General features: G+C 62.6%; 28 protein-coding genes. 16 read left to right on the forward strand and 12 right to left on the reverse strand.

Annotated elements, in window-relative coordinates; genetic code table 11:
- Positions 1-78: 78 nt before the first annotated feature.
- Positions 79-411, reverse strand: coding sequence for a thioredoxin TrxA (gene trxA / locus ACEOAB_RS12550; RefSeq protein WP_056599263.1), 333 nt, complete (start codon positions 409-411; stop codon positions 79-81).
- 157 nt (positions 412-568) lie between these two features.
- Here trxA and ACEOAB_RS12555 point away from each other — a divergent pair, with 157 nt between their 5' ends.
- The 5 genes from ACEOAB_RS12555 (at position 569) to ACEOAB_RS12575 (ending at position 8,696) form a co-directional block, all read left to right on the forward strand.
- Positions 569-3,148 carry a PD-(D/E)XK nuclease family protein gene (locus tag ACEOAB_RS12555; protein WP_413750089.1) on the forward strand — a complete coding sequence of 860 codons (2,580 nt, stop codon included), beginning with the start codon at positions 569-571 and terminating at the stop codon, positions 3,146-3,148.
- A complete protein-coding gene (locus ACEOAB_RS12560; RefSeq protein WP_495653760.1) occupies positions 3,145-6,405 on the forward strand; it encodes a UvrD-helicase domain-containing protein in 3,261 nt (1,086 codons plus the stop codon). Before ACEOAB_RS12555 ends, ACEOAB_RS12560 begins: the two co-directional genes overlap by 4 nt.
- Positions 6,402-7,643 (forward strand): TIGR03862 family flavoprotein, encoded by a 1,242-nt coding sequence (locus ACEOAB_RS12565; RefSeq protein ID WP_056599253.1) that lies wholly within the window; start codon positions 6,402-6,404, stop codon positions 7,641-7,643. Before ACEOAB_RS12560 ends, ACEOAB_RS12565 begins: the two co-directional genes overlap by 4 nt.
- A gap of 409 nt (positions 7,644-8,052) precedes the next feature.
- Positions 8,053-8,316, forward strand: a complete 264-nt coding sequence (locus ACEOAB_RS12570; protein WP_413750090.1) for a hypothetical protein — start codon at positions 8,053-8,055, stop codon at positions 8,314-8,316.
- A gap of 104 nt (positions 8,317-8,420) precedes the next feature.
- Positions 8,421-8,696 (forward strand): MarR family winged helix-turn-helix transcriptional regulator, encoded by a 276-nt coding sequence (locus ACEOAB_RS12575; protein WP_413750092.1) that lies wholly within the window; start codon positions 8,421-8,423, stop codon positions 8,694-8,696.
- A gap of 56 nt (positions 8,697-8,752) precedes the next feature.
- On the opposite strand, the gene ACEOAB_RS12580 is transcribed toward ACEOAB_RS12575, so the two are convergent.
- Entirely contained in the window at positions 8,753-9,409 is a 657-nt protein-coding gene (locus ACEOAB_RS12580) for a reverse transcriptase domain-containing protein (RefSeq protein ID WP_495653761.1), read from the reverse strand.
- Between the two features lie 247 nt (positions 9,410-9,656).
- Between ACEOAB_RS12580 and ACEOAB_RS12585 the strand changes: the two genes are divergently transcribed.
- The 4 genes from ACEOAB_RS12585 to ACEOAB_RS12600 all read left to right on the forward strand — a co-directional run bounded on the left by ACEOAB_RS12585 (position 9,657) and on the right by ACEOAB_RS12600 (position 12,653).
- Entirely contained in the window at positions 9,657-10,193 is a 537-nt protein-coding gene (locus ACEOAB_RS12585; RefSeq protein ID WP_413751254.1) for a hypothetical protein, read from the forward strand.
- Between the two features lie 129 nt (positions 10,194-10,322).
- On the forward strand, positions 10,323-11,645 hold the full coding sequence (locus tag ACEOAB_RS12590; protein WP_413751255.1) for a DDE-type integrase/transposase/recombinase: 1,323 nt from the start codon (positions 10,323-10,325) through the stop codon (positions 11,643-11,645).
- A 1-nt stretch (position 11,646) separates the two neighbouring features.
- Complete coding sequence (locus ACEOAB_RS12595; protein ID WP_495653010.1) at positions 11,647-12,441, forward strand: ExeA family protein; 795 nt, start codon at positions 11,647-11,649, stop codon at positions 12,439-12,441.
- A complete protein-coding gene (locus ACEOAB_RS12600) occupies positions 12,438-12,653 on the forward strand; it encodes a hypothetical protein (RefSeq protein WP_413751391.1) in 216 nt (71 codons plus the stop codon). The genes ACEOAB_RS12595 and ACEOAB_RS12600 overlap by 4 nt, the downstream gene beginning before the upstream one ends.
- A 54-nt stretch (positions 12,654-12,707) precedes the next feature.
- Here the strand turns inward: ACEOAB_RS12600 and ACEOAB_RS12605 are convergent, their stop codons facing one another.
- Positions 12,708-13,340 (reverse strand): RNA-dependent RNA polymerase family protein, encoded by a 633-nt coding sequence (locus ACEOAB_RS12605; protein WP_495653762.1) that lies wholly within the window; start codon positions 13,338-13,340, stop codon positions 12,708-12,710.
- A gap of 549 nt (positions 13,341-13,889) precedes the next feature.
- On the opposite strand from ACEOAB_RS12605, the gene ACEOAB_RS12610 reads away from it, so the two are divergent.
- Positions 13,890-14,138, forward strand: a complete 249-nt coding sequence (locus tag ACEOAB_RS12610; RefSeq protein ID WP_413751073.1) for a hypothetical protein — start codon at positions 13,890-13,892, stop codon at positions 14,136-14,138.
- A 6-nt stretch (positions 14,139-14,144) separates the two neighbouring features.
- On the opposite strand, the gene ACEOAB_RS12615 is transcribed toward ACEOAB_RS12610, so the two are convergent.
- Positions 14,145-14,603: a hypothetical protein gene (locus ACEOAB_RS12615; protein WP_495653763.1), complete on the reverse strand. Its 459-nt coding sequence runs from the start codon at positions 14,601-14,603 to the stop codon at positions 14,145-14,147.
- Between the two features lie 279 nt (positions 14,604-14,882).
- Here ACEOAB_RS12615 and ACEOAB_RS12620 point away from each other — a divergent pair, with 279 nt between their 5' ends.
- Together ACEOAB_RS12620 and ACEOAB_RS12625 are read left to right on the forward strand one after the other, a co-directional pair.
- Entirely contained in the window at positions 14,883-15,377 is a 495-nt protein-coding gene (locus ACEOAB_RS12620) for a hypothetical protein (protein WP_413751071.1), read from the forward strand.
- A gap of 140 nt (positions 15,378-15,517) precedes the next feature.
- Positions 15,518-16,102 (forward strand): recombinase family protein, encoded by a 585-nt coding sequence (locus tag ACEOAB_RS12625; RefSeq protein WP_413751070.1) that lies wholly within the window; start codon positions 15,518-15,520, stop codon positions 16,100-16,102.
- Positions 16,103-16,124: 22 nt separating this feature from the next.
- Here ACEOAB_RS12625 and ACEOAB_RS12630 read toward each other — a convergent pair whose 3' ends face one another.
- The 5 genes from ACEOAB_RS12630 to ACEOAB_RS12650 form a co-directional block, all read right to left on the reverse strand.
- Entirely contained in the window at positions 16,125-16,637 is a 513-nt protein-coding gene (locus ACEOAB_RS12630) for a hypothetical protein (protein WP_495653764.1), read from the reverse strand.
- A 336-nt stretch (positions 16,638-16,973) separates the two neighbouring features.
- Complete coding sequence (locus ACEOAB_RS12635) at positions 16,974-17,189, reverse strand: hypothetical protein (protein ID WP_413751391.1); 216 nt, start codon at positions 17,187-17,189, stop codon at positions 16,974-16,976.
- A complete protein-coding gene (locus ACEOAB_RS12640) occupies positions 17,186-17,980 on the reverse strand; it encodes an ExeA family protein (protein ID WP_495653010.1) in 795 nt (264 codons plus the stop codon). The genes ACEOAB_RS12635 and ACEOAB_RS12640 overlap by 4 nt, the downstream gene beginning before the upstream one ends.
- A gap of 1 nt (position 17,981) precedes the next feature.
- Positions 17,982-19,304 carry a DDE-type integrase/transposase/recombinase gene (locus ACEOAB_RS12645; protein WP_413751255.1) on the reverse strand — a complete coding sequence of 441 codons (1,323 nt, stop codon included), beginning with the start codon at positions 19,302-19,304 and terminating at the stop codon, positions 17,982-17,984.
- 129 nt (positions 19,305-19,433) lie between these two features.
- Positions 19,434-19,970, reverse strand: coding sequence for a hypothetical protein (locus tag ACEOAB_RS12650; RefSeq protein ID WP_413751254.1), 537 nt, complete (start codon positions 19,968-19,970; stop codon positions 19,434-19,436).
- An 813-nt stretch (positions 19,971-20,783) separates the two neighbouring features.
- On the opposite strand from ACEOAB_RS12650, the gene ACEOAB_RS12655 reads away from it, so the two are divergent.
- From ACEOAB_RS12655 to ACEOAB_RS12670, 4 genes are all read left to right on the forward strand, one after another.
- Positions 20,784-21,317 (forward strand): hypothetical protein, encoded by a 534-nt coding sequence (locus tag ACEOAB_RS12655; RefSeq protein ID WP_413750483.1) that lies wholly within the window; start codon positions 20,784-20,786, stop codon positions 21,315-21,317.
- Positions 21,318-21,326: 9 nt separating this feature from the next.
- Complete coding sequence (locus tag ACEOAB_RS12660) at positions 21,327-21,869, forward strand: virion core protein, T7 gp14 family (protein ID WP_495653765.1); 543 nt, start codon at positions 21,327-21,329, stop codon at positions 21,867-21,869.
- Positions 21,866-22,486 carry a BRO-N domain-containing protein gene (locus ACEOAB_RS12665; protein WP_413750485.1) on the forward strand — a complete coding sequence of 207 codons (621 nt, stop codon included), beginning with the start codon at positions 21,866-21,868 and terminating at the stop codon, positions 22,484-22,486. Before ACEOAB_RS12660 ends, ACEOAB_RS12665 begins: the two co-directional genes overlap by 4 nt.
- 352 nt (positions 22,487-22,838) lie before the next feature.
- Entirely contained in the window at positions 22,839-23,489 is a 651-nt protein-coding gene (locus tag ACEOAB_RS12670; protein ID WP_413750486.1) for a hypothetical protein, read from the forward strand.
- Between the two features lie 49 nt (positions 23,490-23,538).
- Here ACEOAB_RS12670 and ACEOAB_RS12675 read toward each other — a convergent pair whose 3' ends face one another.
- The 3 genes from ACEOAB_RS12675 to ACEOAB_RS12685 form a co-directional block, all read right to left on the reverse strand.
- On the reverse strand, positions 23,539-23,946 hold the full coding sequence (locus ACEOAB_RS12675) for a hypothetical protein (protein ID WP_413750487.1): 408 nt from the start codon (positions 23,944-23,946) through the stop codon (positions 23,539-23,541).
- Positions 23,943-24,383 (reverse strand): hypothetical protein, encoded by a 441-nt coding sequence (locus ACEOAB_RS12680; RefSeq protein ID WP_413750488.1) that lies wholly within the window; start codon positions 24,381-24,383, stop codon positions 23,943-23,945. Before ACEOAB_RS12680 ends, ACEOAB_RS12675 begins: the two co-directional genes overlap by 4 nt.
- 80 nt (positions 24,384-24,463) lie before the next feature.
- Positions 24,464-26,221 carry a DUF6538 domain-containing protein gene (locus tag ACEOAB_RS12685; RefSeq protein WP_413750489.1) on the reverse strand — a complete coding sequence of 586 codons (1,758 nt, stop codon included), beginning with the start codon at positions 26,219-26,221 and terminating at the stop codon, positions 24,464-24,466.
- Positions 26,222-26,243: the final 22 nt, after the last annotated feature.

The following is a 26,243-nucleotide window of genomic DNA, read 5'->3' on the forward strand; positions in this document are numbered from 1 at the left end:
AGGGCCGGTGATCTGTGGGAGATTATGACAGGAAAAACGCGCCGGCCAACGCATTGCGCGCTGGCCGGTGGAAATCGCTCAGGCGAGTTGCTGGTCGATGAAGGCCGTGAGTTGCGCCTTGCTCATGGCGCCGACCTTGGTGGCGGCCAACTGGCCGTCCTTGAACAGCATCAAGGTGGGGATGCCGCGAATGCCGAACTTGGCGGGAATGTCGCGGTTCTCGTCCACGTTCAGCTTGGCGATCTTCAGCTTGCCTTCGTAGGTGGCCGACACTTCGTCGAGGATCGGGGCGATCATCTTGCAGGGACCGCACCATTCGGCCCAGTAATCGACCAGCACGGGCTGGCTGGACTTGAGCACGTCGGCCTCGAAGGAGGAATCGGAGATGTGTTTGATGAGTTCGCTGGCCATGTGTGGGTCCTTGTGCGCAGAGAGTTTCGGTGCAGCTAAAGTGCTGGTCATTGTGACAGAAACCAAGGGGTGGCGTGCCGTGCGGGGACGCTATGGCGGCGATAGCCAAAAGCCCTTGTGCGTCACGTCCACGCGCTCTCCAACCCCTCGATAGAACATGAACGAAGGCCTCCCTGTCCAGGCCCTGTGGTGCGATCCCGCCAATGGCGTCGTTGCGCGGATCGTCCGCGCGCTGGCCGATCGCCAGCTGCATGCCGCCCGCACCGTGGTGCTGGTGCCCTACGCGCAGTTGATGGGCGTGGCGCGCGCCATGTGGGCTCGCTGCGGCAGCCCCGGCTTCGTGCCGCGCTTCGAGACCACCCATAACTGGGCCCGCAGCGCGGGCGGCTTCGTGCCGACCGGCTACGACATCGCGCACGACATGGCGCGCGACCTCGTCACGGCGCAGGCGTTGCTGTCGCAAGCCGGTTTCAGTGCCGAGCGCTTCGCCCTGGCCGGTCGCGTCGTCGAACTGGCGTATCAACTGGCCCCTCTTGCAGCTGCCGTGAGTCCCGAAGTGCGGGGCGGCGAATGGGCGCAACGCGCAGCGGGCGTGGCCGAGGCGGGCAGCGAGTCGGAATGGTTCCGCATCGAGAGCGCGTTGATCCGCATCGCCGTCGCGTGGGCCTCGACCTCGGGCTATGCCACCGACGTGCTTCAGCGCGACAGCACGCGTGCGCAGGTCGATGCGCTGATCGTGCTCGAGGGTTTCCTGGCCGATCCGCTCACGCAGTCGCTCTGCAAGCTGTGGGGCGACCGCGCTCTTCATCTCTCGCTCGTGCCTTCGGGCGCGCCCACGCAGGCTGCGGTTTCGCACGTCGCCCTCGACCCCGAAGACGAAGCCGAGCTCGCCGCCGCCTGCGTGCTGCGCCACCTCGCCGAAGGCCGCGCACCGGTCGCCTTGATCGCAACCGACCGCGCCCTCACGCGCCGCATCAGCGCCCAGCTGAGTGCGCAAGACATCGTCACGCACGACGAAACGGGCTGGAAGCTGTCGACCACGCGCGCCGCCGCCACGCTGATGAGCGCGCTGCGCGCCTGTGCCCATGACGCCGCCAGCGACCAGGTGCTCGAATGGCTCAAGAGCGGCGCCGATGGTGATGCGCCGACCGTGCAACTGCTCGAAGCCCGCTTGCGCCGCGAAGGCCTGCGCGACTGGTTGGCCTGGTGTGCCTTGGTGGCGCGCAGCGAGAAGGCGCAGGACGCCACGTTGCTGTCCTTCACCGAGGCCATCGAGGCGCGACGCGCGCCCATGGCCCGGTCCCGCCCCCTGGCCGACTGGCTGCGCGCGCTGCGCGAGCTGCTGGAAGCCAGCGGCCAATGGGCGCTGCTCGACGAAGACCTCGCCGGCGGCAAAGTGATCGGCGCCCTGTGGCTCGATGCCGGCGCGCACGGCGACGACGACGATTTCCCCGGCGGCCGCCACACGCTGGCCGAGTTCACCGCCTGGGTCCGCGACGTGCTGGAAGACGCGAGCTTCGTGCCCCCCGCGGGTGACCAGGCGCCGAAGGTCGTCGTGCTGCCGCTGTACCAATTGCTGGGTCGGGCGTTCGGTGCCGTGGTCATCCCGGGCTGCGACGACCGGCGTCTGCCCGCGTCACCCGAGCCGCCCGGCAACTGGAGCGCCGCCCAGCGACTCGAGCTGGGCTTGGCATCGCGTGAAACGCTCGAAGCCGCACAGCGCGCAGCCTGGGCCGCGGCCCTGCACAACCCGTCGTGCGAGTTGATCTGGCGCCAGTCCGACGCCAGCGGCGAGCCGGTACGGCCCAGTCCGCTGGTGCAGGCGCTGCAGCTCGATCACGCGCTGCAGCCCTCGGCCGATCCACGCACGCCGCGCGAAGTGGCCGTGCAGCCAACCGAATATCCGACTCCTTCCGGCGCGCTCCTGCCACTGGAGAACATCTCGACCAGCGTGTATGAAGACCTGCGCCGCTGCCCCTACCGCTTCTTCGCCTTGCGGCAGTTGGGCCTGCGCAGCGCCGACGAGCTCGATGCCGAGGTCGACAAGCGCGACTTCGGCAACTGGCTGCATGCCGTGCTTGGTCATTTCCACGAGGCGCTGGTCGAAACCCCGGCGCAGGATGCGCAGGAACGAATCTCGCTCATCGAAGAGGCGGCCCGGCGCGCAACGAAGGAGCTCAGCCTGTCCGAAGCCGAGTTCCTGCCATTCGCCGCGGCCTGGCCCGCGGTGCGCGACGGCTACCTCAACTGGTTGACGGGGCACGAGGCGGGCGGCGCGGTCTTCGTCGAAGCCGAACCCTGGAAGGAACAGCCCCTGGGCACGCTGCGGCTGATCGGCCGGCTCGACCGCATCGACCGCATGCCCGACGGCCAGGCTTTCGTGATCGACTACAAGACCGAATCGGCAACGGTCAGCAAGGAGCGCGTGAAGGACCCGACCGAAGACACGCAACTGGCCTTCTACGCCGCGCTGGTGGCCGACGACACCTTGCGCGCGGCCTATGTGAACGTCGGGGAAAAGTCCTCCGGCACGCAGACCGTCGAGCAGCCCGCCGTGGTCGAGGCGCGGGATGCGCTGGTGGCCGGCATCATCGACGACTTCACGCGCATCGCGCACGGGGCTGCGCTGCCGCCGCTGGGGGAGGGCGCCGTCTGCGACTACTGCGCCGCGCGCGGCCTCTGCCGCAAGGACTTCTGGGGCAACGAGGCACCCCGTTTCGGGGGCATTGCGAAATGAACGGCGCCGCCTACGAACACAACGGCCGGCACGTCACGCGCGAGGCCTTCTACACCGTCGCCTGCGATCCGCGCCGTTCGGTCGCCGTCGAGGCCTGCGCAGGCGCGGGCAAGACCTGGATGCTGGTGTCGCGCATCCTGCGCGCGCTGCTCGAAGAAGGCGAGTCTGCCTGCGAGCCGCATGAGATCCTGGCCATCACCTTTACGAAGAAGGCGGCCGGCGAGATGCGTGAGCGGCTCGACCAGTGGCTTGAAGATTTTGCCGAACGGACGCCGGAAGAACTGGTCGGCCAACTCGTGATGCGCGGCGTGGAGCCCGTCGCTGCGGCAGCGGCCGTGCCGCGCCTGAAGGGCCTCTACCGGCGCCTGCTCGAAGGCGGCAGGCCGGTGCAGTTCCGCACCTTCCACGCCTGGTTCGCGGGCCTGCTGCGCAACGCGCCGCTCGCGGTGCTGCGCGAGCTGGGCCTGCCGTCGAACTACGAACTGCTCGAAGACGATGCCGAGGCGCGCGGCCACACATGGCGGCCCTTCTTCGAGGCCGTCACCGCCGACAAGAACGTGCTGGCCGACTACTACGCCGTCGTGGCCACGCACGGCCGCTCGCAAACGGCCAAGGCCCTGAGCGAGGCGCTGTCGAAGCGCGTCGAGTTCTCGCTGGCCGATGCAGAGAATGCCGTCCAGCATTTCAGCGCGTTCTTTCCGTCGCTCGAAGGCCTGGACGAACCGACCGAGGCCTTGCTCGGCGAGCCGGTGCGCCGCCGTTGGCTCGACCGCGCCGCCGCGCTTGGCCGAGAGAGCAACAAGACGCCGCAGAAGGCGGCCGAGGCCATCATCGACGTGTTCGGCATGGGCGAGCCCGCAGCCGATTCGCTGGCGGCCGCGCTCGCACACCTGCGCAAGAACTTCTTCGTCGCCACCGAAGACCGCCTCAACAAGAACCTGCAGAAATTCCCCGCCGCGCAGGAAGCCGAGGCCGAGCTGCAGGTGCTGTGCGGCGCACAGGCCCAGCACGCCGCATGGCTCTACCAGCAGCGCATGACGCGCCTCACGCGCCTGCTGATCGCGGCCTTTGCCGATGTGAAGCGCGCCCACGGCTGGGTCGACATGAACGACGTCGAGCAGGCCGCGCAGCTGCTGCTCGGCCAGTCGGCGCTCTCGGGCTGGGTGCAGGAGCGGCTCGACGCGCGCATTGCGCACCTGCTGATCGACGAATTCCAGGACACCAACCCGCTGCAGTGGCAGGCGCTCTACGGCTGGCTCAGCGCGTACACCGGGGCGCAGGGCCGCGCGCCGCGCGTGTTCATCGTGGGCGACCCGAAGCAGAGCATCTACCGCTTCCGCCGCGCCGAGCCGCAGGTGTTCATCGCCGCGAAGAAGTTCGTGCGCGAAGGGCTCGACGGCGAGTTGCTGAACTGCGACCACACCCACCGGAATGCACGGGCCGTGGTCGGGCTGGTCAACGCGGCGATGCTTGCGGCGCAAGAGGCCGGCGAGTTCGATGGCTACCGCGCCCACACCACCGAGCGCGGCGACGAAGGCGAACTGCTCAAGCTGCCGGCCATCGACCGCGACGCACTCGGCGATGCGTCCGACGCGGCGCCGGCCGACGACGGCATGCTGCACTGGCGCGACAGCCTCGTCACGCCGCGCGTGCTGCCCGAAGAACAGCTGCTGCAGAAGGAATGCGAACAGGCCGCGCAATGGGTGGCGCAGCGCATCGCCGACGGAACGCCGCCGCGCCAAATCATGGTGCTGGCGCGCCGCCGCAGCCGGCTCTCGGCCATGCAGGACGAACTGCGCCAGCGCCACATCCCCGTGCAGCAGCCCGAGAAGAACGATCTGCACGACGCACCCGAAGTGCAGGACGTGGTCGCGCTGATCGACGCCCTGGTGTCGCCCGCGCACGATCTTTCGCTGGCGCGGGCGCTGAAGTCGCCGGTGTTCGGCATCGATGACGCGGCGCTGGTGCAGCTCGCGCTGGCGCAGCGCGAGCGCGGCCCGGTGAGCTGGTTCGCGCTGATCCTGAAGGACGAAAGTCTGCCGCCGGCGTTGATCGAGGTGGGCACCAAGCTCAGGAAGTGGCAGCGCTGGCTGATGACACTGCCGCCTCACGACGCGCTCGACGCGATCTTCCACGATGGCGATCTGCTCGCGAAATTCGGGGCCGCGGTTCCAGCCGCGATGCGCCAGAGCGCGCTGGCCAATCTGCGCGGCCTGCTGTCCGCATCGCTCGAGATCGACGGCGCGCGTTTCGCGACACCGTATGCGCTGGTGCGCGCCCTGCGCGCGGGCGGCGTGCGCGCTCCGACCGTGGCCGCGCCCGATGCGGTGCAACTGCTGACCGTGCATGGCGCGAAGGGACTGGAGGCCGATACCGTCCTCATGCTCGACTGCGACGCGGCACCACCGCGCGCCCAGACCATGGGCGTGCTGGTCGAATGGAAGGGCGGCGACAGCGCGCCGACGCGCTTCGTGTTCCTCGCGAGCGAGAAGACGCCGCCGGCCTGCGCGGCGGCATTGCTCGAAGAGGAGCAGCGCGCACGCCATCGTGAAGAGCTCAACGGCCTTTATGTCGCGACCACGCGGGCACGCGAGCGGCTGGTGCTGTCGTCGGTGCGCCCGGCGCGCGCCAACGAAGGCAGCTGGTGGGCACGATTGGAACCGCTGTGCGAGCCTGCCGAGGCCGACGAGCCACTGGTCGTCTTGCCGACCGACTCCGGCGCGGGCAGCTTCTCGATGAAGCGCATGCCTGCGGCGCCCGTGCTGGTCGAACAACCTGCCACCAAGAAAGCGCCAGGCACCACCGTTGACGCGCGCGCCGCCGCCTTCGGCCAGGCCATGCACCGTCTGCTCGAATGGGCGGTCCCTGGCGAGCCGTTGCCTGCGGCCCACGTGCGCGCCGCGGCACGCGAATTCATGCTCGATGCGCAGCAGGCGCGCGGTGCCGCCGCCCTGGCGCGGCGTATCCGCGCGGGCGAGGGCGCCTGGGTGTGGGACGATCGCAGGGTCGACTGGCATGGCAACGAAGTCACGCTGGTGCATGAAGGCGAGACCTTGCGCATCGACCGTCTGGTGCGCGAGCGCGACAGCGGCGCCTGGTGGATCCTCGACTACAAATCTGCGGCGCGCCCCGAACGGGACGCTGCGCTGATCGCACAGATGCAGCGCTATCGCGCGGCAGTGCAACATGCCTATCCCGGTGCCACGGTGCGCGTCGCGTTCCTCACCGGGCAGGGCGAACTGGTAAATCTCGAATGACTGTTTCCCCTACCGTCGCCGTCATCGGCGGCGGACCTGCCGGCCTGATGGCGGCTGAAGTCCTGAGCGCTTCCGGCGCACAGGTGCATGTGTATGACGCGATGCCTTCGGTCGGCCGCAAGTTCCTGCTGGCCGGCCGTGGCGGGCTGAACCTCACGCACTCGGAGCCCTTCGACGTGTTCATGACCCGCTTCGGCGAGCGCCGCGCGCAGCTCGAGCCGATGCTGGCGCTGTTCGGACCGCAGCAGATGCGCGAATGGGCGAGCGGCCTGGGCATCGAGACCTTCGTCGGCACGTCGGGGCGCGTGTTTCCGACCGACATGAAGGCCGCGCCGCTGCTGCGCGCGTGGTTGCATCGCCTGCGTGCGGCGGGTGTGCAGTTTCATATGCGGCATCGTTGGATGGGCGATGGGGTTTTCGACATGGCGTCGCTGCGGTTCGCGACGCCGACCGGCGGCATTACGGCAAAGGCCGATGCGGTAGTGCTGGCGTTGGGCGGGGCAAGCTGGGCTCGCCTCGGCTCCGATGGCGCGTGGGCGCCGTGGCTGCAGGCGCAGGGTGTGGAGGTGGCGCCGCTGCTGGCGGCCAATTCCGGCTTCGACAGCATGGGCTGGAGCGAGCATTTCTCCAGCCGTTTTGCCGGGCAGCCCTTCAAGTCGGTCGCGATCTCGTTCACCGACAGCCAGGGGAGGCACTTTGCGCGCAAGGGTGAGTTCGTCGCGACGGCCACGGGAATCGAAGGCAGCCTGATCTATGCCGCGTCGGCGCTGCTGCGCGACGAGATTGCCGCGAAGGGCAGCGCGACGCTGTTGCTGGATCTGCTGCCCGACCGCAGTGCCGAACAGGTATTGGCCGCAGTGACGCACCCTCGCGGCGCGCGTTCGCTCAGCAGTCATCTCAAGAGCCGGCTGGGGCTCGAGGGCATCAAGGCGGGGGTGCTGCACGAGGCCTTGAGCCGCGAAGCGATGCAGGACGCGGCGCAACTGGCCGCGACGATCAAGGCGGTGCCCTTGAAGCTCATCGCGACGCGGCCGGTCGACGAGGCGATCAGCACGGCAGGCGGCGTGCGCTTCGACGCACTGGATGCGCAGCTGATGTCGAACGCGCTGCCCGGCGTGTTTGCGGCAGGAGAGATGCTCGACTGGGAAGCGCCGACCGGCGGCTACCTGCTGACAGCGTCGATGGCCAGCGGCGCGGCCGCGGCGCGCGGCGCGATTCGTCGCCTGGGTCTGGGCTGATAGCGGTTGTTGCAAGCCTCGTTTCATTTCGCACGGAATGAAACGAAGCTGCTGAAGAGGTTGACGAGCCTTACCGCCGTCCTCAGTTTCTGAATGGTCAATGAAATCAATGACTTACAGAACTCGATGCGCAGCTAGGTTCTACAGTTTGGTTGCACAGCCTGAACCATCGTAGCAGGACGTGGACACGTCCAGAGGAAGAATCATCTTGATTGCGAGATAGTCTCGAAAGGATGAGTATGTGCGCTTGCCGAAAGGCAAGGGACATCGTTATTCCTCGCATTAATTTCGACTCTAGCACGTCGCCTTTCTAGGCGTGATTTTGCGTATAGCTTCGGCCTGTTTTCCTCATGATGATTCAGTCCGTCGCGTCAATCCCGACGCACGCAAATCATCAAGAAAGCACCCGATGGCATTTGACCTTTTGTCCAACACTTTCACCCTTGAGGCCGACTTGGAGCCCTTCGGGGCATCCCTTCTCGCGGCGGCCTACTACTGCTTCATGAACGATGAGGCAGAGTGGTGGGACATTGATGTGATCCCCTTCGAAAGCGTTTACTACGCAGTCGTAGAGCTTGGAAAAACGGCTGCCGGCAACGACTCTTCTTGTGAATCCGGCGAGGTGGCGTGCTGGTTGCTGCTGTTCATGCGGGAAGAAATGCGCGGAGCTTGAACGTGCGAGATATGCGCATGCACGATCTTTCACCACCCGCGACCGGTACCTTTCCGGGCGCTCTCAACATTGGCCTGATGAGCTATGAAAGCGTGACCTCGGAGATGCGCAGGGCAGCGCCTGGGATCACTGCGGAGCAAATTCAGACGTTCATTGCGGTCGTGCGCAATGGTCGATGCTCGCAGACGGACATCAGCAAGGTGACAGGTTTTTCAAGACAAACCACATCGCGGCACGTTGCGAAGCTTGTAGATGCTGGCCTCTTGGTCCAGCATAGAGACCTTGAGAACGGTCGGCGTCGGGTGGTGCGCCTCACTGCGCTCGGAAGGTTCGTGCCAGCATCACTCAGCGGTACGCTTGAGTCGGTTAAATCGCCATAGCTGCGACGACGGCCTTTTGAGTCGTAGGGGGCTTGCCATGAACATCCAGCGCCGGTCTATTTTGCAATCTCATCCTGTAGCCTTTTCCAGAGAGGCCGGAGTTGACGTTTAATGCTTTTGGACTCAAGAGTTTGGGCCGCGCGGAGCCCATAGGTAATAAAGTTGCGCCGCCCCACATGAGAGTATTTTTCTAGAAGCGATTTCTTATAAAGAGGCTTTGTGGGTAAGCCTTTGGACACTTTTGCGGTGTTTCGGCTTTTTGCAGTTGCTTTGGCTCTGCGGACTGCCCCTTTCATTCGCTGTGAGTAGCGGGCGAGAGCGGCTGAGCGGATTAATATTCGCTGTCCATCGAAAGTGAATCCCAGATATTGGAGCGATTTATCCGCGACCAAAGAGTTTCCGATGGTCGAGAATCGGCTGCGCTCAGTCTTTTTGGAGTTGATTTCCAGGCGGAGTTCTTTTATTTTCTTGAGAACCCTCTTTTCAATTCTGTCTGCGCAGTACGGAGGCACAACAATCAAGATGTCATCGCAGTAGCGTATGTACCAACCTTTGACCCGGGCGGTTATGAGTTTGACGAATTTGTCAAATTCCAACATGTAGAGGTTGGAGAGGAATGCGCTGATGGGGGCGCCTTGTGGGATTCCTTTGCTTTCAATGTTTTTCTTTATAAGGTTCTTGCCTCGCACTTCTGCACGAAATTCTGCTGGCATACATATACGATATCGCCCCATTTTGGGATTGTAGGGCGATATGCCAAACGCTTCATACAGCGGTGTACGCTCTACTGTTATGTCCGTCGTTGTTCCGGGCCTGCGGTCGCCGGGTGTCCTTTGGACTTTTAGAGCCGACTTGAGAATGCAGCCTGTTCAAGGCCGGGACAAGGCGCAAACAAGATAGGCCGGTTCTCCTTTGTTATCGTGAAGTTACCAAGCACCACGAAGCAACTGAGACCAGCCTATGCAGCGGATTCTAGCGAGCATCACCAGCCTCGAACAACACGCTCAGGCCTTGGCCGAAGGTGGTGAGGCTTACCGCCCGACAGCGTGCCCGCACTGCCGGCATGGCGGGCTGTGGCGACACGGTTGCTATCACCGCAAGGCCGATCGCGGCGCGGGTCGCGGCGAGTCGCTCAATCCGGTGGCGGTGCTGCGCTTCCTGTGCCGGGCATGCGAGCGCACGTGCTCGCGGCTGCCGGCATGCATCGCGCCTCGGCGCTGGTATGACTGGGCCGTGCAGCAGGTGGTGTTGTTGCTCGTGTTGAGTGGCTGCTCGGTGCACCGTTGCGCGGTCTGCACGTGCCGTGATCGCCGCACCGTGCGGCGCTGGAGGGACTGGCTGCGGGGTCGCAGCGAGGGCTTTGCCTTCTTCCTGCGTAGCCGGTTCCCGGAGTTCGGACGATTCGCCGATCACGAATCGTTCTGGCGCAACGTGATCAACAGACTGTCGCTGCAGCAGGCCATGGCCTGGCTGGACCGGGACCTGATCGTCCCGTGATGAGTCGCCCCTGAATCGCGCGCGGACAGCGCAGGCCCCGCCCGGGCGGGGCCCCCACACACTTTGCCCCCTGCCGTCGCAGACGGATCGCCGCTGTCATCGGACCTCCACAACCTGAAGGTGCATGACATGAAGCAAATCGATCCCAAGGCCTTGTTCCGGCTGTCCGTGCTGGGGCCACTGGTCAGCCGCGAACGACTCGAGCGTGGCGAGTTGCAGCAGGTGATCCGCGAACTTGCGCAGCGCGAGTACGCCATTCCCCAGTCGCAGCGCCGCCATCTGGGCGAGAAGACCATCCAGGCTTGGTACTACGCATGGCGCCGCGAGGGCATCAATGGGCTGGAACCCAAGATCCGTGCGGACCGCGGTCAGTCCAAGATCGCGCCGGCGATCCAGGAGGCGGTGCTGGCGGCCAAGCGGGACAATCCGCGGCGCTCGATCCGCCAGATCCTGCGTTTGCTCGAAGTCGCCGGAATCGTGGCGAGCCAGAGTCTGTCGCGCTCGGCGATTCATCGGCTGCTGCACCGGCACGGCCTGTCGCAGATGGCCGGCTCGGCCAGCCTGCCCGAGGAGAAGCGCAGCTTCACAGCCGAGTTCGCCGGCTCGATCTGGTACGGCGACGTGATGCACGGCCCGCGTGTTCCCGTCAAGGGGCAGCTGCGCAAGACCTACATGGTGTCGCTGATCGACGATGCCTCGCGACTGGTCGCGCACAGCGCGTTCTGCCTGGGCGAGACCGCGCTCGATGTCCAAGGGGTGCTCAAGCAAGCGCTGTTGCGTCGTGGAGTGCCAACCAAAATCGTTGTCGACAATGGCGCCGCTTACCGGGCCCACACCCTGCAGGGCTTGTGCGCTCGGCTGGGCATCCATCTCATCTTCTGCCGCCCTTATGCCCCAGAGGGAAAGGGGAAACTCGAGCGCTGGCATCGGACATGTCGGGATCAATTCCTCACGGAGATTGACGAGCGCCACATCACGAGCCTGGGCGATCTCAATGCCCGTCTGTGGGCCTGGCTTGAGCAAATTTACCACCAGACGGCGCACGGCGGCCTCGGTGGCATGACGCCGCTGGCGCGCTACCAGCGCGACCTGCCCAGGATCCGCAGCCTGGGTGCCAAGGCCGCTCATCTCGATGCGCTGTTCCACCACCGGGTGCCGCGCTTCGTGAGGAAGGACGGCACGGTGTCCTATCTGGGCCGGCGCTTCGAGGTGCCCTATGAGCTCTCGGGCAAGACCGTCAGGCTGGTGGTCGATCCGCACGCCGAGCGTGTCGTGGGCGTCGAGGACGAGGCTGGTGCATCGCTGGGCAGCGCCACCGAGCTCGATCAACTCGCCAACCAGCACCGCACCCGGCGCAAGCCCGACCCCGACGTGGCCACAGGCAGTGTGCGCAGTGGTCCCAACCTGGTGGAGATCGCCCTGGCCCAGTACCACGGCACGAAGGAGCAATGACATGTACCTTCAGCACTTCGGCTTGCGCCACCCGCCGCTGGGCAAAGATGTTGCCCAGCCCTGGGATGACGGCGCCCTGGAACAACTCACCCAGCGCTTCAACTGGCTGCTGCAATCGCCGGGCATCGGCCTGCTCACCGGCGAGCCCGGCGTGGGCAAGACTGCCGCCCTGCGCAGCCTCACGCGCGCGCTCAACCCGCACCGCTACCTGGTGCTCTACCAGGCCGAGACCGACTTCGGGCGCGTGGACATCTACCGCGGCCTGGCGCGCGCCCTGGGGATCGAGCCCAGCTACCGGCGCGCCCAGCTCTGGCGCGACATCAAGCAGCGCGTGCACGAACTGGTCGACACCAAGCAGGTGACGCCGTTGTGGATCATCGACGAGGCGCAGAACCTGCCGTGCGAGTTCTTCCGCGACTTCCCCGCGTTCCTGAACTTCGCCTTCGACTCGCGCGACCTCATCACCGTCTGGCTCGTCGGGCATGTGGCATTGGCGCAGATGCTCGAGCGTGCGCCGTATGCCGCGCTGTACAGCCGCATCCAGGCCCGCGTCCAGCTCAAGCCCGTGGTGGAGCGCGAACGCTTCGCCGCGCTCATCGAGCACGCCCTGACGAGTGCCGGTTGCCAGCACACCGTCGTCTCCACCTCGGGCATGGAAATCCTGCGCCAGGCCTCCAAGGGCCTGCCCCGGCAGGCCGGGCGCATCCTGTGCACCGCCATGCGACTGGCCGTGCCCAAGGGGCTCAACCATCTGCCGGACGAGGTCCTGCAACTGGCCATCGCGGAGCTGCAATGAAGAAAGCCTCAACACCAAAGAGGTTCGACGACGTGCCGCTGCCCAGGCTCAGCGACGATGCCGCCGTCGAGATCTACCACTTCCTCGAATACCTCTTCGATCTCTTCGAAGCGCGCTACGGCGATCAGATCAGCCGCTTCTACGAAGACCGCTCCAGGCACAACCTCGTCGAACCAGACCCGAACCTCGAACTCGACGACCCGCCGTTCTGAGGTCCCCGCCAACTTGCTCATCAACGCCGCCAGCTTGACCGCCGGCGGCGTTGCTCATGGTGCCTCGCGAGTGCCTGCGATCACGCCCGACCGGTCGACCGCTGACCACCTTCGTCTCACCTTCCTCGCGGTCCGCGTCCGGGCTATGCGAGCCCGGGACGCCACCCTCCGATCGGCCTCACTTAGCGCGGGACCGGCTCTCGAAACTATCGTGGGACGTAACACTACCCATGAATATTTGGAGATGGATTTGAAAACATTGAAATGATCTTTTGGGAGCTGTTTTAAGTTTAGAAGATTTTGCCAGCTGATTTTTAGAATATGGTGGTCGAGGTTATCGAAGAAGCCAGTGATGTCAAGCGCGAGGGCAACTGACTTTTTTCTGGATTTAATTCTGTCAAAGGCTAACTTCGCGATGTCAACGTTGCTTTTTCCAAGCGCTCGGAAGGCCATGACATTTTCCTCTAGGCCTAGCTCTTGAAGTTTTGCCTCGTAGAGTCCATTCAAGCTCTCCGTATAGAAGGCATAAATGTGGGAATCTACGTGACTTGCGTAGGAGATAGGGCGCTCCTTTGAGACGCGCACGAGCATGCTCGTGGATTTTTCAACTGACAACTTATACGTCGACAGCGTATATCGAATTAACGGATAGAATGAATGTCGCTGAACGGTGGCGCTGTCGTTCACGATTTTTTCTGCTGCCGCTGCAGAAATGGGAGAGTCAAAATGAAGGTAGCGTCGATTCTTGTACCAAGCGGGCGGGTTTTTCATTTAGCAAAACCGGAAAGGGAAGGACTGCGGTAATCCATTAATCCCTTTCCGGCTTAACCTAGTGATATTAATCACCGTCTAACCCGAATTCGGGTAAACCGCTTATGTTAACAATGACGTATAATGTCAGTATCACCTGGAGGTTCTCTGCTATGCAGATTTCAACAAGCTTCATGATGGCCTTCGTCGCGGCAGCTGCCGGGACGCTTGACATCCTGTGACACACCCTTACTCCATCGAGCAAGGCGCAATGAGTGTAACTGAAAGAGTTGTTGGATGTAGCAGATGGTTCGCACGAAAAGTGCGGCGCCAAGTACATTGTTTCTAGGATGCTCAGGATTGCGACGGCAGCAGACGTGCCTATAGTGCTGGCACCTCGTGTTAGCGGTGGCCTAACTTCGCTAGCAACCCTAACTTGTGACGTGCGATGATCTGCGCCTTTGCGACCAGCCGCACATCACCGCCATGACTGATCCGGACTCCTTCAGCGAAGACCAGCGCAAGTTCCTGGCGATGCTGGTAAGTGACATGCACGGCCCGACCTGCACGGGGAGCCTCCTGCGGATCATGGAAAGCTTGGTCTATGAACTGAAGCCGGACTTTGACTGGGACAGTCAGGCAATCAGCGACGAGTCCACGCGAGCCGATGTGGAGGTTTGCTTCGCCGCTTTGCAGTATTTGAAGGTCAAGCAAGCGGCGAATGACAAGGACTGATTGCGGTCAATCGGACTTCTTTTCTTCAAGCCAAGTCCGCACTCGTTCAATCTGACGTTGACTATAAAAGCCGGGCTTCGAGTTTGGCTCGAACACGCCCACGCTAATTGCCCTGTCGAAATGCGAGCGAACCCCTTCATAGCCGGGGACATGAAGGCGTTTGATCATTTCGATCAGTTCATCAGAGCCTGGGTTGTCTGACAAAAACTCCATAAGGTTCATGAGGCCGTCTGCCCCGACAAACTGCTCCATCGGGAGATCAGCCAGAGACTCCCCCCTGGCGAAGCCGCGCTCGTCGTACATGCACCCCTTTAGCCCGTTAGGGCCTTTGGTCCCAGCATGAACCAAGCGGAAGCCGATCTTTCCCCCATAGGCGCCGTCCACCTTATGCACAGACTTCCACTCGACCCAGCCATCGTCTACCGAGTTGATCGTTTCATGGCACGTGTCACAAATCCAAGTCATCTTCTCTCCTCGTTGTGAGATCAACATCATAGGAGGCTCGCGGCTTTGGTTTCATCGCAAAAATCTGAAAGCCCCCTCGAAGACATCCGGGCGCCGAATCCCCCCGTGGCCCCTCGCGCAGTCCACCCGCGTACCGCGCCCGTCAACGCAGGTGGAGCGCTTGCGCACCCGCTGGCGCATACAGGGCATCGCAGCACACCGAAGTGTTGATAAGGAAGCGTGGCGTTAATTCAGAGGGCGCGATAGAGTGCTGTCTCCATCACTCAGCTTCTACGCTCCATGGTCACTGCTTCACTTCCTCCGAAAATTTTGGATATAGCCAATGGAAAAGTGACATGGGGAAGGCTTGAGGGAATTGACTATGAGACTCTCGGCTACTTTCTGTCTTGTCACCTGATCGTTGAGCACTATCTCGACGAGTTCCTACGCATCTCGTATCCCACGTTAGATTGGGCAGCTGCACGCCACACGTTTGGTCAAAAGGTCGCTCTCCTGTCCGACTTCAAAGTTTCCGATAAGTACGACTGCATACCAGCAATCAAGCACATGAACTCGCTGCGGAACAGGTTAAGCCACAACATCGACTTCAAGATTGAACTTGAGCATCTCTTGCCTCTGACGCAATACCTTACGAAAGCTTCGGGGCTGGACAAGGCCAAAGAGCTGACGCACCCACGGCAAGTGCTGGAAGAATTCACTTCAATGTCTTGCGTCCTGCTCGCTGGCTATATCAGTGGCCTTGCGAATCACACGAGCTTCAATCGGGAGAAGTAGTGGGTCAGAGCCCGGAATATGTGTCCAAAATCGACCGGATACGGACAGTCCCGGAGAGGGCGTTCAGAAAATAGCTTGACGGCATTTTGAACATGCCTGATGATTCGGACATCCTTTCCGTACATCAAAGAGGCCCCCTCATGTCACGTGTGTTTGCATACTGCCGTGTCTCCACTGCTGACCAGACCACCGAGAACCAAGTTAAAGAAATCGGTGCGGCAGGCTTCAGTGTCACCCTTCAGCGCACCATCGCGGAAACCGTGTCGGGTTCCGTCGCAGCCTCGGAGCGGGTTGGGTTCGGGATGCTCCTAAACAAGCTGGAAGCCGGCGATGTTCTCGTAGTCACCAAGTTGGACCGTCTTGGTCGAAACGCGATGGACGTGAGGAGCACGGTTGAGGGGCTGTCTGGTATGGGCGTACGAGTGCACTGCTTGGCGCTTGGTGGCGTGGACCTGACGAGTCCCGCAGGGAAGATGACCATGGGCGTTATCGCCGCCGTCGCAGAGTTTGAGCGGGACCTTTTAGTCGAGCGTACTCAAGCTGGACTGTCTCGGGCCAAAGCCGAAGGGAAAATTCTCGGCAGGCCGCATGCTTTGCAGAGCGATGCCGTTGACAAAGTGCGCAGGCGCCTCGCGGCGGGGGAGAGCGTGGCAGCGATTGCCAGAACGTTCAGCACCAGCCGTCAGACAATCATGCGAATTCGAGATGCCTCCACGGCCTCCTGAGCATGTTGAAGGTCAACACCGCTCACGGCAGGGTTAAAAGGCGTTCCCAAAACAAGTAGAGCTGATCTAAAAGCGAAGCAAAAGACTCTTGCAGAGCCTTTAGGTCGTGCGCGTGAAAACGAGACTTTCCGGCTGGGTCGTGAGGGTCTCCAAGAAAGATTTTTCGGCGCTCCTCTCCTAAGCGGCCAAAGAAAACCGTGTTGTGCGCTAGTTGATTCCTACGCCTGGAACTGTTCGACGCGCTCCTGTGGATTTCGGTCCAATCTTCTTTGTCGGTGTTTGAAATTCGCTTGGAATTTGATATGGCAGAGTTGACTAGGTCCAGCTTGGCGCGAAACCCCGTTGTCGAGTAGAAGGCCGACGACGCGGCGTCATAGTCCGGAGACTTCAAAAGAACTAGGAAGATCGCCATCAGCTGAGTTTCAACCTTTGACCATATTGCGAAGCACTCGCCGTAAGCGATATAGAACTCCTCATATTCGGGCCTTTCCGGGAAGGCCCCGTCTCCACGATCAGCGGTTGGGCCGATAGGCATGAATCGCATTGGACGCCCAGTATTCATAGCATTCGGGAATGATTGGTTGGAAGGGACGCCCGTTGGATTTTCTCAGGGAGCGTGCAAGCTGCGGCGCCTCCAAGAGGACAACTGTTACGTCCCACGATAGTTTCGAGAGCCGGTCCCGCGCTAAGTGAGGCCGATCGGAGGGTGGCGTCCCGGGCTCGCATAGCCCGGACGCGGACCGCGAGGAAGGTGAGACGAAGGTGGTCAGCGGTCGACCGGTCGGGCGTGATCGCAGGCACTCGCGAGGCACCATGAGCAACGCCGCCGGCGGTCAAGCTGGCGGCGTTGATGAGCAAGTTGGCGGGGACCTCAGAACGGCGGGTCGTCGAGTTCGAGGTTCGGGTCTGGTTCGACGAGGTTGTGCCTGGAGCGGTCTTCGTAGAAGCGGCTGATCTGATCGCCGTAGCGCGCTTCGAAGAGATCGAAGAGGTATTCGAGGAAGTGGTAGATCTCGACGGCGGCATCGTCGCTGAGCCTGGGCAGCGGCACGTCGTCGAACCTCTTTGGTGTTGAGGCTTTCTTCATTGCAGCTCCGCGATGGCCAGTTGCAGGACCTCGTCCGGCAGATGGTTGAGCCCCTTGGGCACGGCCAGTCGCATGGCGGTGCACAGGATGCGCCCGGCCTGCCGGGGCAGGCCCTTGGAGGCCTGGCGCAGGATTTCCATGCCCGAGGTGGAGACGACGGTGTGCTGGCAACCGGCACTCGTCAGGGCGTGCTCGATGAGCGCGGCGAAGCGTTCGCGCTCCACCACGGGCTTGAGCTGGACGCGGGCCTGGATGCGGCTGTACAGCGCGGCATACGGCGCACGCTCGAGCATCTGCGCCAATGCCACATGCCCGACGAGCCAGACGGTGATGAGGTCGCGCGAGTCGAAGGCGAAGTTCAGGAACGCGGGGAAGTCGCGGAAGAACTCGCACGGCAGGTTCTGCGCCTCGTCGATGATCCACAACGGCGTCACCTGCTTGGTGTCGACCAGTTCGTGCACGCGCTGCTTGATGTCGCGCCAGAGCTGGGCGCGCCGGTAGCTGGGCTCGATCCCCAGGGCGCGCGCCAGGCCGCGGTAGATGTCCACGCGCCCGAAGTCGGTCTCGGCCTGGTAGAGCACCAGGTAGCGGTGCGGGTTGAGCGCGCGCGTGAGGCTGCGCAGGGCGGCAGTCTTGCCCACGCCGGGCTCGCCGGTGAGCAGGCCGATGCCCGGCGATTGCAGCAGCCAGTTGAAGCGCTGGGTGAGTTGTTCCAGGGCGCCGTCATCCCAGGGCTGGGCAACATCTTTGCCCAGCGGCGGGTGGCGCAAGCCGAAGTGCTGAAGGTACATGTCATTGCTCCTTCGTGCCGTGGTACTGGGCCAGGGCGATCTCCACCAGGTTGGGACCACTGCGCACACTGCCTGTGGCCACGTCGGGGTCGGGCTTGCGCCGGGTGCGGTGCTGGTTGGCGAGTTGATCGAGCTCGGTGGCGCTGCCCAGCGATGCACCAGCCTCGTCCTCGACGCCCACGACACGCTCGGCGTGCGGATCGACCACCAGCCTGACGGTCTTGCCCGAGAGCTCATAGGGCACCTCGAAGCGCCGGCCCAGATAGGACACCGTGCCGTCCTTCCTCACGAAGCGCGGCACCCGGTGGTGGAACAGCGCATCGAGATGAGCGGCCTTGGCACCCAGGCTGCGGATCCTGGGCAGGTCGCGCTGGTAGCGCGCCAGCGGCGTCATGCCACCGAGGCCGCCGTGCGCCGTCTGGTGGTAAATTTGCTCAAGCCAGGCCCACAGACGGGCATTGAGATCGCCCAGGCTCGTGATGTGGCGCTCGTCAATCTCCGTGAGGAATTGATCCCGACATGTCCGATGCCAGCGCTCGAGTTTCCCCTTTCCCTCTGGGGCATAAGGGCGGCAGAAGATGAGATGGATGCCCAGCCGAGCGCACAAGCCCTGCAGGGTGTGGGCCCGGTAAGCGGCGCCATTGTCGACAACGATTTTGGTTGGCACTCCACGACGCAACAGCGCTTGCTTGAGCACCCCTTGGACATCGAGCGCGGTCTCGCCCAGGCAGAACGCGCTGTGCGCGACCAGTCGCGAGGCATCGTCGATCAGCGACACCATGTAGGTCTTGCGCAGCTGCCCCTTGACGGGAACACGCGGGCCGTGCATCACGTCGCCGTACCAGATCGAGCCGGCGAACTCGGCTGTGAAGCTGCGCTTCTCCTCGGGCAGGCTGGCCGAGCCGGCCATCTGCGACAGGCCGTGCCGGTGCAGCAGCCGATGAATCGCCGAGCGCGACAGACTCTGGCTCGCCACGATTCCGGCGACTTCGAGCAAACGCAGGATCTGGCGGATCGAGCGCCGCGGATTGTCCCGCTTGGCCGCCAGCACCGCCTCCTGGATCGCCGGCGCGATCTTGGACTGACCGCGGTCCGCACGGATCTTGGGTTCCAGCCCATTGATGCCCTCGCGGCGCCATGCGTAGTACCAAGCCTGGATGGTCTTCTCGCCCAGATGGCGGCGCTGCGACTGGGGAATGGCGTACTCGCGCTGCGCAAGTTCGCGGATCACCTGCTGCAACTCGCCACGCTCGAGTCGTTCGCGGCTGACCAGTGGCCCCAGCACGGACAGCCGGAACAAGGCCTTGGGATCGATTTGCTTCATGTCATGCACCTTCAGGTTGTGGAGGTCCGATGACAGCGGCGATCCGTCTGCGACGGCAGGGGGCAAAGTGTGTGGGGGCCCCGCCCGGGCGGGGCCTGCGCTGTCCGCGCGCGATTCAGGGGCGACTCATCACGGGACGATCAGGTCCCGGTCCAGCCAGGCCATGGCCTGCTGCAGCGACAGTCTGTTGATCACGTTGCGCCAGAACGATTCGTGATCGGCGAATCGTCCGAACTCCGGGAACCGGCTACGCAGGAAGAAGGCAAAGCCCTCGCTGCGACCCCGCAGCCAGTCCCTCCAGCGCCGCACGGTGCGGCGATCACGGCACGTGCAGACCGCGCAACGGTGCACCGAGCAGCCACTCAACACGAGCAACAACACCACCTGCTGCACGGCCCAGTCATACCAGCGCCGAGGCGCGATGCATGCCGGCAGCCGCGAGCACGTGCGCTCGCATGCCCGGCACAGGAAGCGCAGCACCGCCACCGGATTGAGCGACTCGCCGCGACCCGCGCCGCGATCGGCCTTGCGGTGATAGCAACCGTGTCGCCACAGCCCGCCATGCCGGCAGTGCGGGCACGCTGTCGGGCGGTAAGCCTCACCACCTTCGGCCAAGGCCTGAGCGTGTTGTTCGAGGCTGGTGATGCTCGCTAGAATCCGCTGCATAGGCTGGTCTCAGTTGCTTCGTGGTGCTTGGTAACTTCACGATAACAAAGGAGAACCGGCCTATCTTGTTTGCGCCTTGTCCCGGCCTTGAACAGGCTGCATTCTCAAGTCGGCTCTAAAAGTCCAAAGGACACCCGGCGACCGCAGGCCCGGAACAACGACGGACATAACACAACCGCATGGCAAGCCTTCGGATGGGAACTCCGCGTTTACCGTACACCGCGATCGCTTCGCCCTACTTGTGCTCGCTAGGGGCGATGGACTTCTCGGATCGATTATCCCCTTCATTTGGTAGAGCCCGTCACACCCGTGATTTGCCGAGACCACCAAGACCAGCCTAGTGCGGGCACCCAAAATCATCCGCAGACCTCCCGAGGGTCCGCAGCGAGACCCTCGAAGGGGGCGATGGCATCGTGATGTACGAGGGGGTAGGGGGAGCACCTAAAGGTGTCGAGAAGATTTCCTCCGCGATTCCAGAAGGTGCATCCCTTATGAGGATGATTAGAAGAAGAAAAAACCTTAGAGATTCGACCTGAAGGTAACGAGTTGATGACCTCTAACTGTGCCTCCGGCGTGGGGCCAACTGTGGTCCTTCAGTCTTCGCCTTCACGATGAAATTCCTTCGTGGTCTCACCCGTGCAACGGCCTCTCCCCAGTGAGCTATCGCCAGCGGCTTGACGCCCACCCCGTTCACCTCTCCGTGACACCAAGCCATTGCCGATAGGTCGCATATTCGCGTCCTTGTCCTGAGCCCCCACACCCTAACCGGTGCCGGGGCTTTTTCTTTGTACCTACGCATCTACGAGTCCATTTATGACAGACAAATCCTCTCGGCGTGTGCTCCGCGCCTACTCCCTCTCCGTCGAGCAGTTCGACCATCTCCAAGGCATCAAGCGCCGACACCAATGCGACATCGACCGGCGCAGCGGCAAGGTTGCGCAAGAAGGTGATCCCCATTGGATTAGTACGAGCGAAGCGCTTGGTGACATCGTAGAAATTCACCGGCAGCTCACCTCAGTTGCCGAGCGGGAGGGCATGCTTGTTGCTGAATTTGTGAACGCCCTGTGTCTCGGGACCTTCATCCCCAGCAAAGGGCGGGCGGTGCAACTTCCCGCCGACGCCGCCGCCTATCTTGAGGTCTACCGTGTGGCCTGCGGCCATGCCCAAGCTATCGATGCACTCACGGAAATCGTTCGTACACACGCGACTATCGCCGAAATGAGTACTCGCGAAGGAACGTCTCTTTCTGTCATCGCGGCGAATGCGCGAGTGGCGAACGAGTGGCACAAGCAAGGTGTTCGGGGGGCGCCCGTGCTGCCTGAAGCTAGCGACGCCGTGGCGCATTGAGGGCGAAGCATGTGTGACGTCATCACGCCAACTATGCTCCTAATCGCCTCGGCGGCGGCATCTGCGGGCTCCGCACTGTACTCGCAGCGCGTGGCATCCAAGAACCAGAACGCGGCCAACGAACAGCACCGCGTGGCGGTCCACGCCGCCGCCATCGAGAACTACACCCAGGCCAACCGGCAGGGCATCGAAGACCGTGAGAACCAGTCGGTTGAGTTGAGCCAGATCAACCGCGAGAAGGTCACCCGTCTGTCAAGCGCCCGGGTCTCCGCTGGGGCCGCTGGAGTCGGCGGAGCTTCGGTGGACGCCTTGATGCTCGACCTGGCAGGTAAGGGCCTCGAAGCGGGAACCACCAGCGCCACGAACTACGCCCGCACGGCTGCTGCCCGTGAAGATCGCGTGGCAAACATCGGCATCAACCAGCGCAGCCAGCTCGCGGGCATCCGTGATGTCGGTGGGCCAGGTGTCGCGGACTACCTCGGCGCCGGTCTCCGGGTGGCGAACGCCTACGTTGGCGGCGAACTGCGCACGCAACGGAAGGTGACCGGATGAGCCGCCTTCAAATCAACGACAACTTCGGCGGGCAGCAACTCCGCACTCAAGCGGCCCCCCGCCCGAATACGCCCTCCGATGACATCCTGACCTTCGCCTTTGGCGATGCCCAGATCAATATCCGCGCTGTCAAGGACGCGTCCGGCCTCCCATGGTTCATCTTTCAGGATGTTCGACAGGTACTCGGCTTGGCGAAAACCGGCCGCACGCTTGGGCGGTTGGACAACGCGGACAAGGGGGTGTGCCAATTGCTCACCCCCGGGGGCCTTCAGCCGTTCGCAACGATCAATGAAGCGGGCCTGTTTGCACTCATTTTCCGGAGCCACAAACCTGAAGCGCTTGCGTTCAAGAGATGGGTCACTGGGGTTGTCCTCCCGGCGATCCGGATGGACGGTATCTACATCCGTGGCGAGGAGCGGCTTGCGCTAGCTGATGCCACCCCCGAGCAACTTCAGGCGCAACTTGCGATGCTGCAAGCGACTATGCGCAAAGGTCTGGAACGAAAGGCCGAGAGGGTGGGGCTCTGCGCGGCGGAAGAAAGAGACGCGAGGCATTGGGCGCTCCGGCCCAACAAGCGACGCTCCTCAGAACGGTCGTTCAGCGAACCTATCGAGTGACGCCAGGGCAGGGGGGGGGGCATGTACGCCCTCTGCTCTTCCGTTCTTTCTTTTCATATTCTGGGATGCCCGTCAGGGCATCTGTTCTAAGCCCCTGGTGCATCTATCGACGGCGGCTTGATCCCCCTTCAGACCGCCTCTACGTGACCCCAAGCGGTTGCCGATAGGCCCATCTTCGCGTCTTTATTCCGAGCCCCTGCGCCATCTTGGTGTTGGGGCTTTTTCTTTGCTCTCTACGAATCAACACGCCAAGGAAAACACATGGGTCAACCGACCTCGACGGGGGAAGTCCGTCAGTTCACTCTCGGAGACACACAGCGAGAAGTGGAAGAAGGCGGGCGAAGACAGCGAGGTGGAAATCACCATCAACGACTTCATCCAGTCCAACGCCCTCGACGTGAGCGAGTCCTACTTCCGGCGCACCGCTTCGAGCATCGCGCTGGCCGACAGGCTGGACATCTACAAGCAATCCGACATCGGCTCCTTGATCGACAAGGCCACGGCCAAGACGTTCGGCGGCGAGGGCTTCAGTGAGGCCGCAGCCGTGCAAGCGAAGAAGGACCTCAAGTTCGCCGTTGACCGCATCCAAGGGATTCCCCAAGAGGAGTTCTCGATGCTCAACAAGGCGATGAGCCAATGGCGGGACTTCAACGTGATCCGCCTGATGGGCGGGGCGGTGTGGAATCAGGTGTCCGAGCTGTCGCAGATCGTTGGGTCGATGGGATGGAAGGCCACCCTCGGGGCCGCAAGCGAACTCCGAGCGATCCGCCGCGACATCGCCACGGGTAAGGCCCCTCATGACTTCCTAGACCACCCGGAGAACACCATCGGGGGCGTGGGGCCGGCTGCTGCCCCTCAACAACACAGCACTCGTGGCCCCGTTCCTCAACGCATTGGCGAACGACTACCCGACCGACGAAAACGCCACGAAGTAACCCTTCAGCGTCCCCTCACGGCCCCCGCAGGTTCACGCCTCGGGGGCTTCTCTTTTCATAGGAGCTAACAATTTGTCCACGGCCTACAACTGCCTTATCCATCGTGCCTTCGCAAGCTCAATCCACAGGAACAGCCGCCGCGACATTGACTGGCGGCGCGCTTGGCAGTGCGTCAGATCGATTGGACAACCACGACGCTGCATGAAGAAGTACCACCCCGTTTTCTGCTTTACTCCAGAGTGACGCCTCAAGTCCCCAGTAGTGAAAGTGGCTCTTGCCGCCCGATGCTCGATCTCGCGAGCTTGGTGTTCCGGCCTTCGTATACAGGATTACTCTGTCGCCCTTCTTTAAGGGCTCGTCTGGAAACCAGAACGTAGCCGCCACTGCGGTTGTTAACTGGGTTCCTTCATAACGAGTGCACAACACAAGGTAATCTCCTAGGTCGATATCTTCGGCGGCGACCATAACGAGCCGCTCGCCCTTAAGCTCGCCTCGATCAGCGATATAGCTGAGATTCAGTTTCATGCTCGGACTACCTTTGCAATCGCACCTGCTGCAAGAAGGACCACGCCGACCGCCAATGTAAGAGCGCCGCTGCCGTCTGTTTTCTCCCACACGGTCGGCAAAAAACCAAACGCAGCGCCTCCGAGTGCACCCGTCAAGAAAGAAATAATCTCTTGACTGACAACTATTTTCCCTTTGGCTTGCAACACGGCCACCTCTTTGTCTGCCGAGTAATAGGCCGTTCGAAATGTCGTTAGCTCAAGAATCTGTTCTTCGGCTTGTGCTAACTCGTCCAGCAACATTTGCTGAACACCCGGCGAATTCAGTTCCTTTTCGTTCAGATCCCGCCGTGCCGAGTGGGTTGCGCGACGCCGGACCGCTTTTATCGCTTGCGTCGGCTTCGTTCCGTTTCCCGATACAGGCTCCTGGTCTTCAAGTGGTGCACTGGTGGGCGTCATTTTCTGCATTCTTAAGAGATATGCCGCTCGGAAGCGGGATTTCTGTAGGCCGGAATCACATGGTAAGGCATGTCACTGGCTCAATTGACATCGGGCAATCGCGGTTTTTTGGGGGGCATTTCATGAGCTAGTAGATGTCCCCCAGAAGGCGCCACGACGGGCAGCTTGAGGGCAGGGTACTGGATAGCCTCAACAGCCTCCTGGACCTCGTTTAGCGTGCGATGGTCGTAAACCACAGTCCCGATACTGCCCACCGTCTTGTGCCCCGTCACCTTGTCCATGGTGCCCTCGCTATGGCCCGCTTTGCGCATCAGTGGGCGAACTGTGTGCCGGAAGCAATGGAAGTCGGGGCGGGTGCCGGTGAGGCCCAAGGCATTGCGATGCTCCTTGAACCAGCGCCCGAAGTAGTCACTTGGCTTCCCTTCACGAAACGGGAGGGACGGCCATAGAGAGTCTCTGCCAGATTCCTTGACGGTCTGCACGTATCGGAGAAATCCGAGCTGCACCAACTCGCTATGAATGGGCACGCTGCGGTGTCCAGCGTCACTCTTGATGCTCTGGCCTTCGCCCTCGTTGGTCAGCACAAGGACATCGATGCCCTCGACCTTCTGAACATCGACCGTGCGAAGCTGGCAGAGTTCTCCCAGGCGGGTTCCTGTAAAAAGGCCCAAGAGGGGTATCCAGTACGCCGCCTCACGACCACCGTAGCGAGCCTCAGGGAGGGCGTAGGCAGTGTGCAGTGGTGCAGCGAACAGCGTCGCCAGTTCGTCAGTCGTCCACGGCCTCCGCTTGTTCGTCGTCGTGGTCTTGATGTCCAAGCCGCGCCACGGCTGCTTAGGCATCCATTCAAGGGTTTCATGAGCGAACTTCAAGAGGGACTTGATGTTCGTCAACCGGTCACGCGCGGTCTTTGTCGTGTTGCAGTTCTCGCGCAACCATGTTCGGTACGTGTCGCCAATCTCTCGCGTGATGTCGGCAAGGGCGAGCCCCTTGTGCTGGCCCTCGAACTGCCTCAGGGCGCGGTCATAGACTGCGAGGGAGTCGGTGGAGCGAGCCTTGTCGCCTGACACTTTCCACTTGTCGTAGGCATCGCGCAGGGTTCGGGCTTTGGCCTTGGCGACGGTTGTGATGGGCTGTGAGGTGTGCGGAACTACTGGGGTTTCAATGGCCTCGCCAGCATCTCTCAAGGCTGCTTCTTGTCGTGCCTTGCGATACGCCAGCAGGCATGCAGCTAGAGCCTCCTGGGCGCCTTCTCCGTTGGGATCGAATGCGATCCCCAGCTTGAGCGCCTCAAAACGCACCAAGGGAAGGACGGCAGCACGCCTGCGCTTTGCCAAATCAGCTCCTGCGCGGGCATCAAGCAGCGCGTTCAATCCCGCCAAGGTTTCGGCGTCGTCATCGCTGAGGCCCGCCCTGGGCGAGGTATCGCGAAGAGGCGGGACGTAGGGCGTGGAGCCGCCGATGGATAGTGAGGTGCGCCCACGATGTTCGACGGCCTTTACGGCATCGGTGAATGGGGCAAGTATTGCGGCGTCATCGCGCAAAGTGTCGTCTTGTTCAAGCACCCGAGCGCGAACCCTCAGGGCCAACTCTTGGGCCAGTTCCGGCGTGATGACTGCAAGCGGCTCAGGTTTCAGTTCGCGGCGTTTTGCGGCGAATTCAGCCAGCCATTCGGCACGCTTCATGGTGCCCCGAACGGTGGCCTCTCGGCGGTCGCTGGTGCCGAGTGCAAAGTTCATCGCGCGCTTGCCGTAGACCTGCCTGAGGTCGGGCGGAATCACGATGTTGATGGACCACCGAGTGCCTCGCAAATTCAAGCCCGTGAGGGTGCCTGCCATGTCTTTCTCCAAGGTCATGGCT

It is taken from the genome of Variovorax sp. Varisp53, from assembly GCF_059491555.1.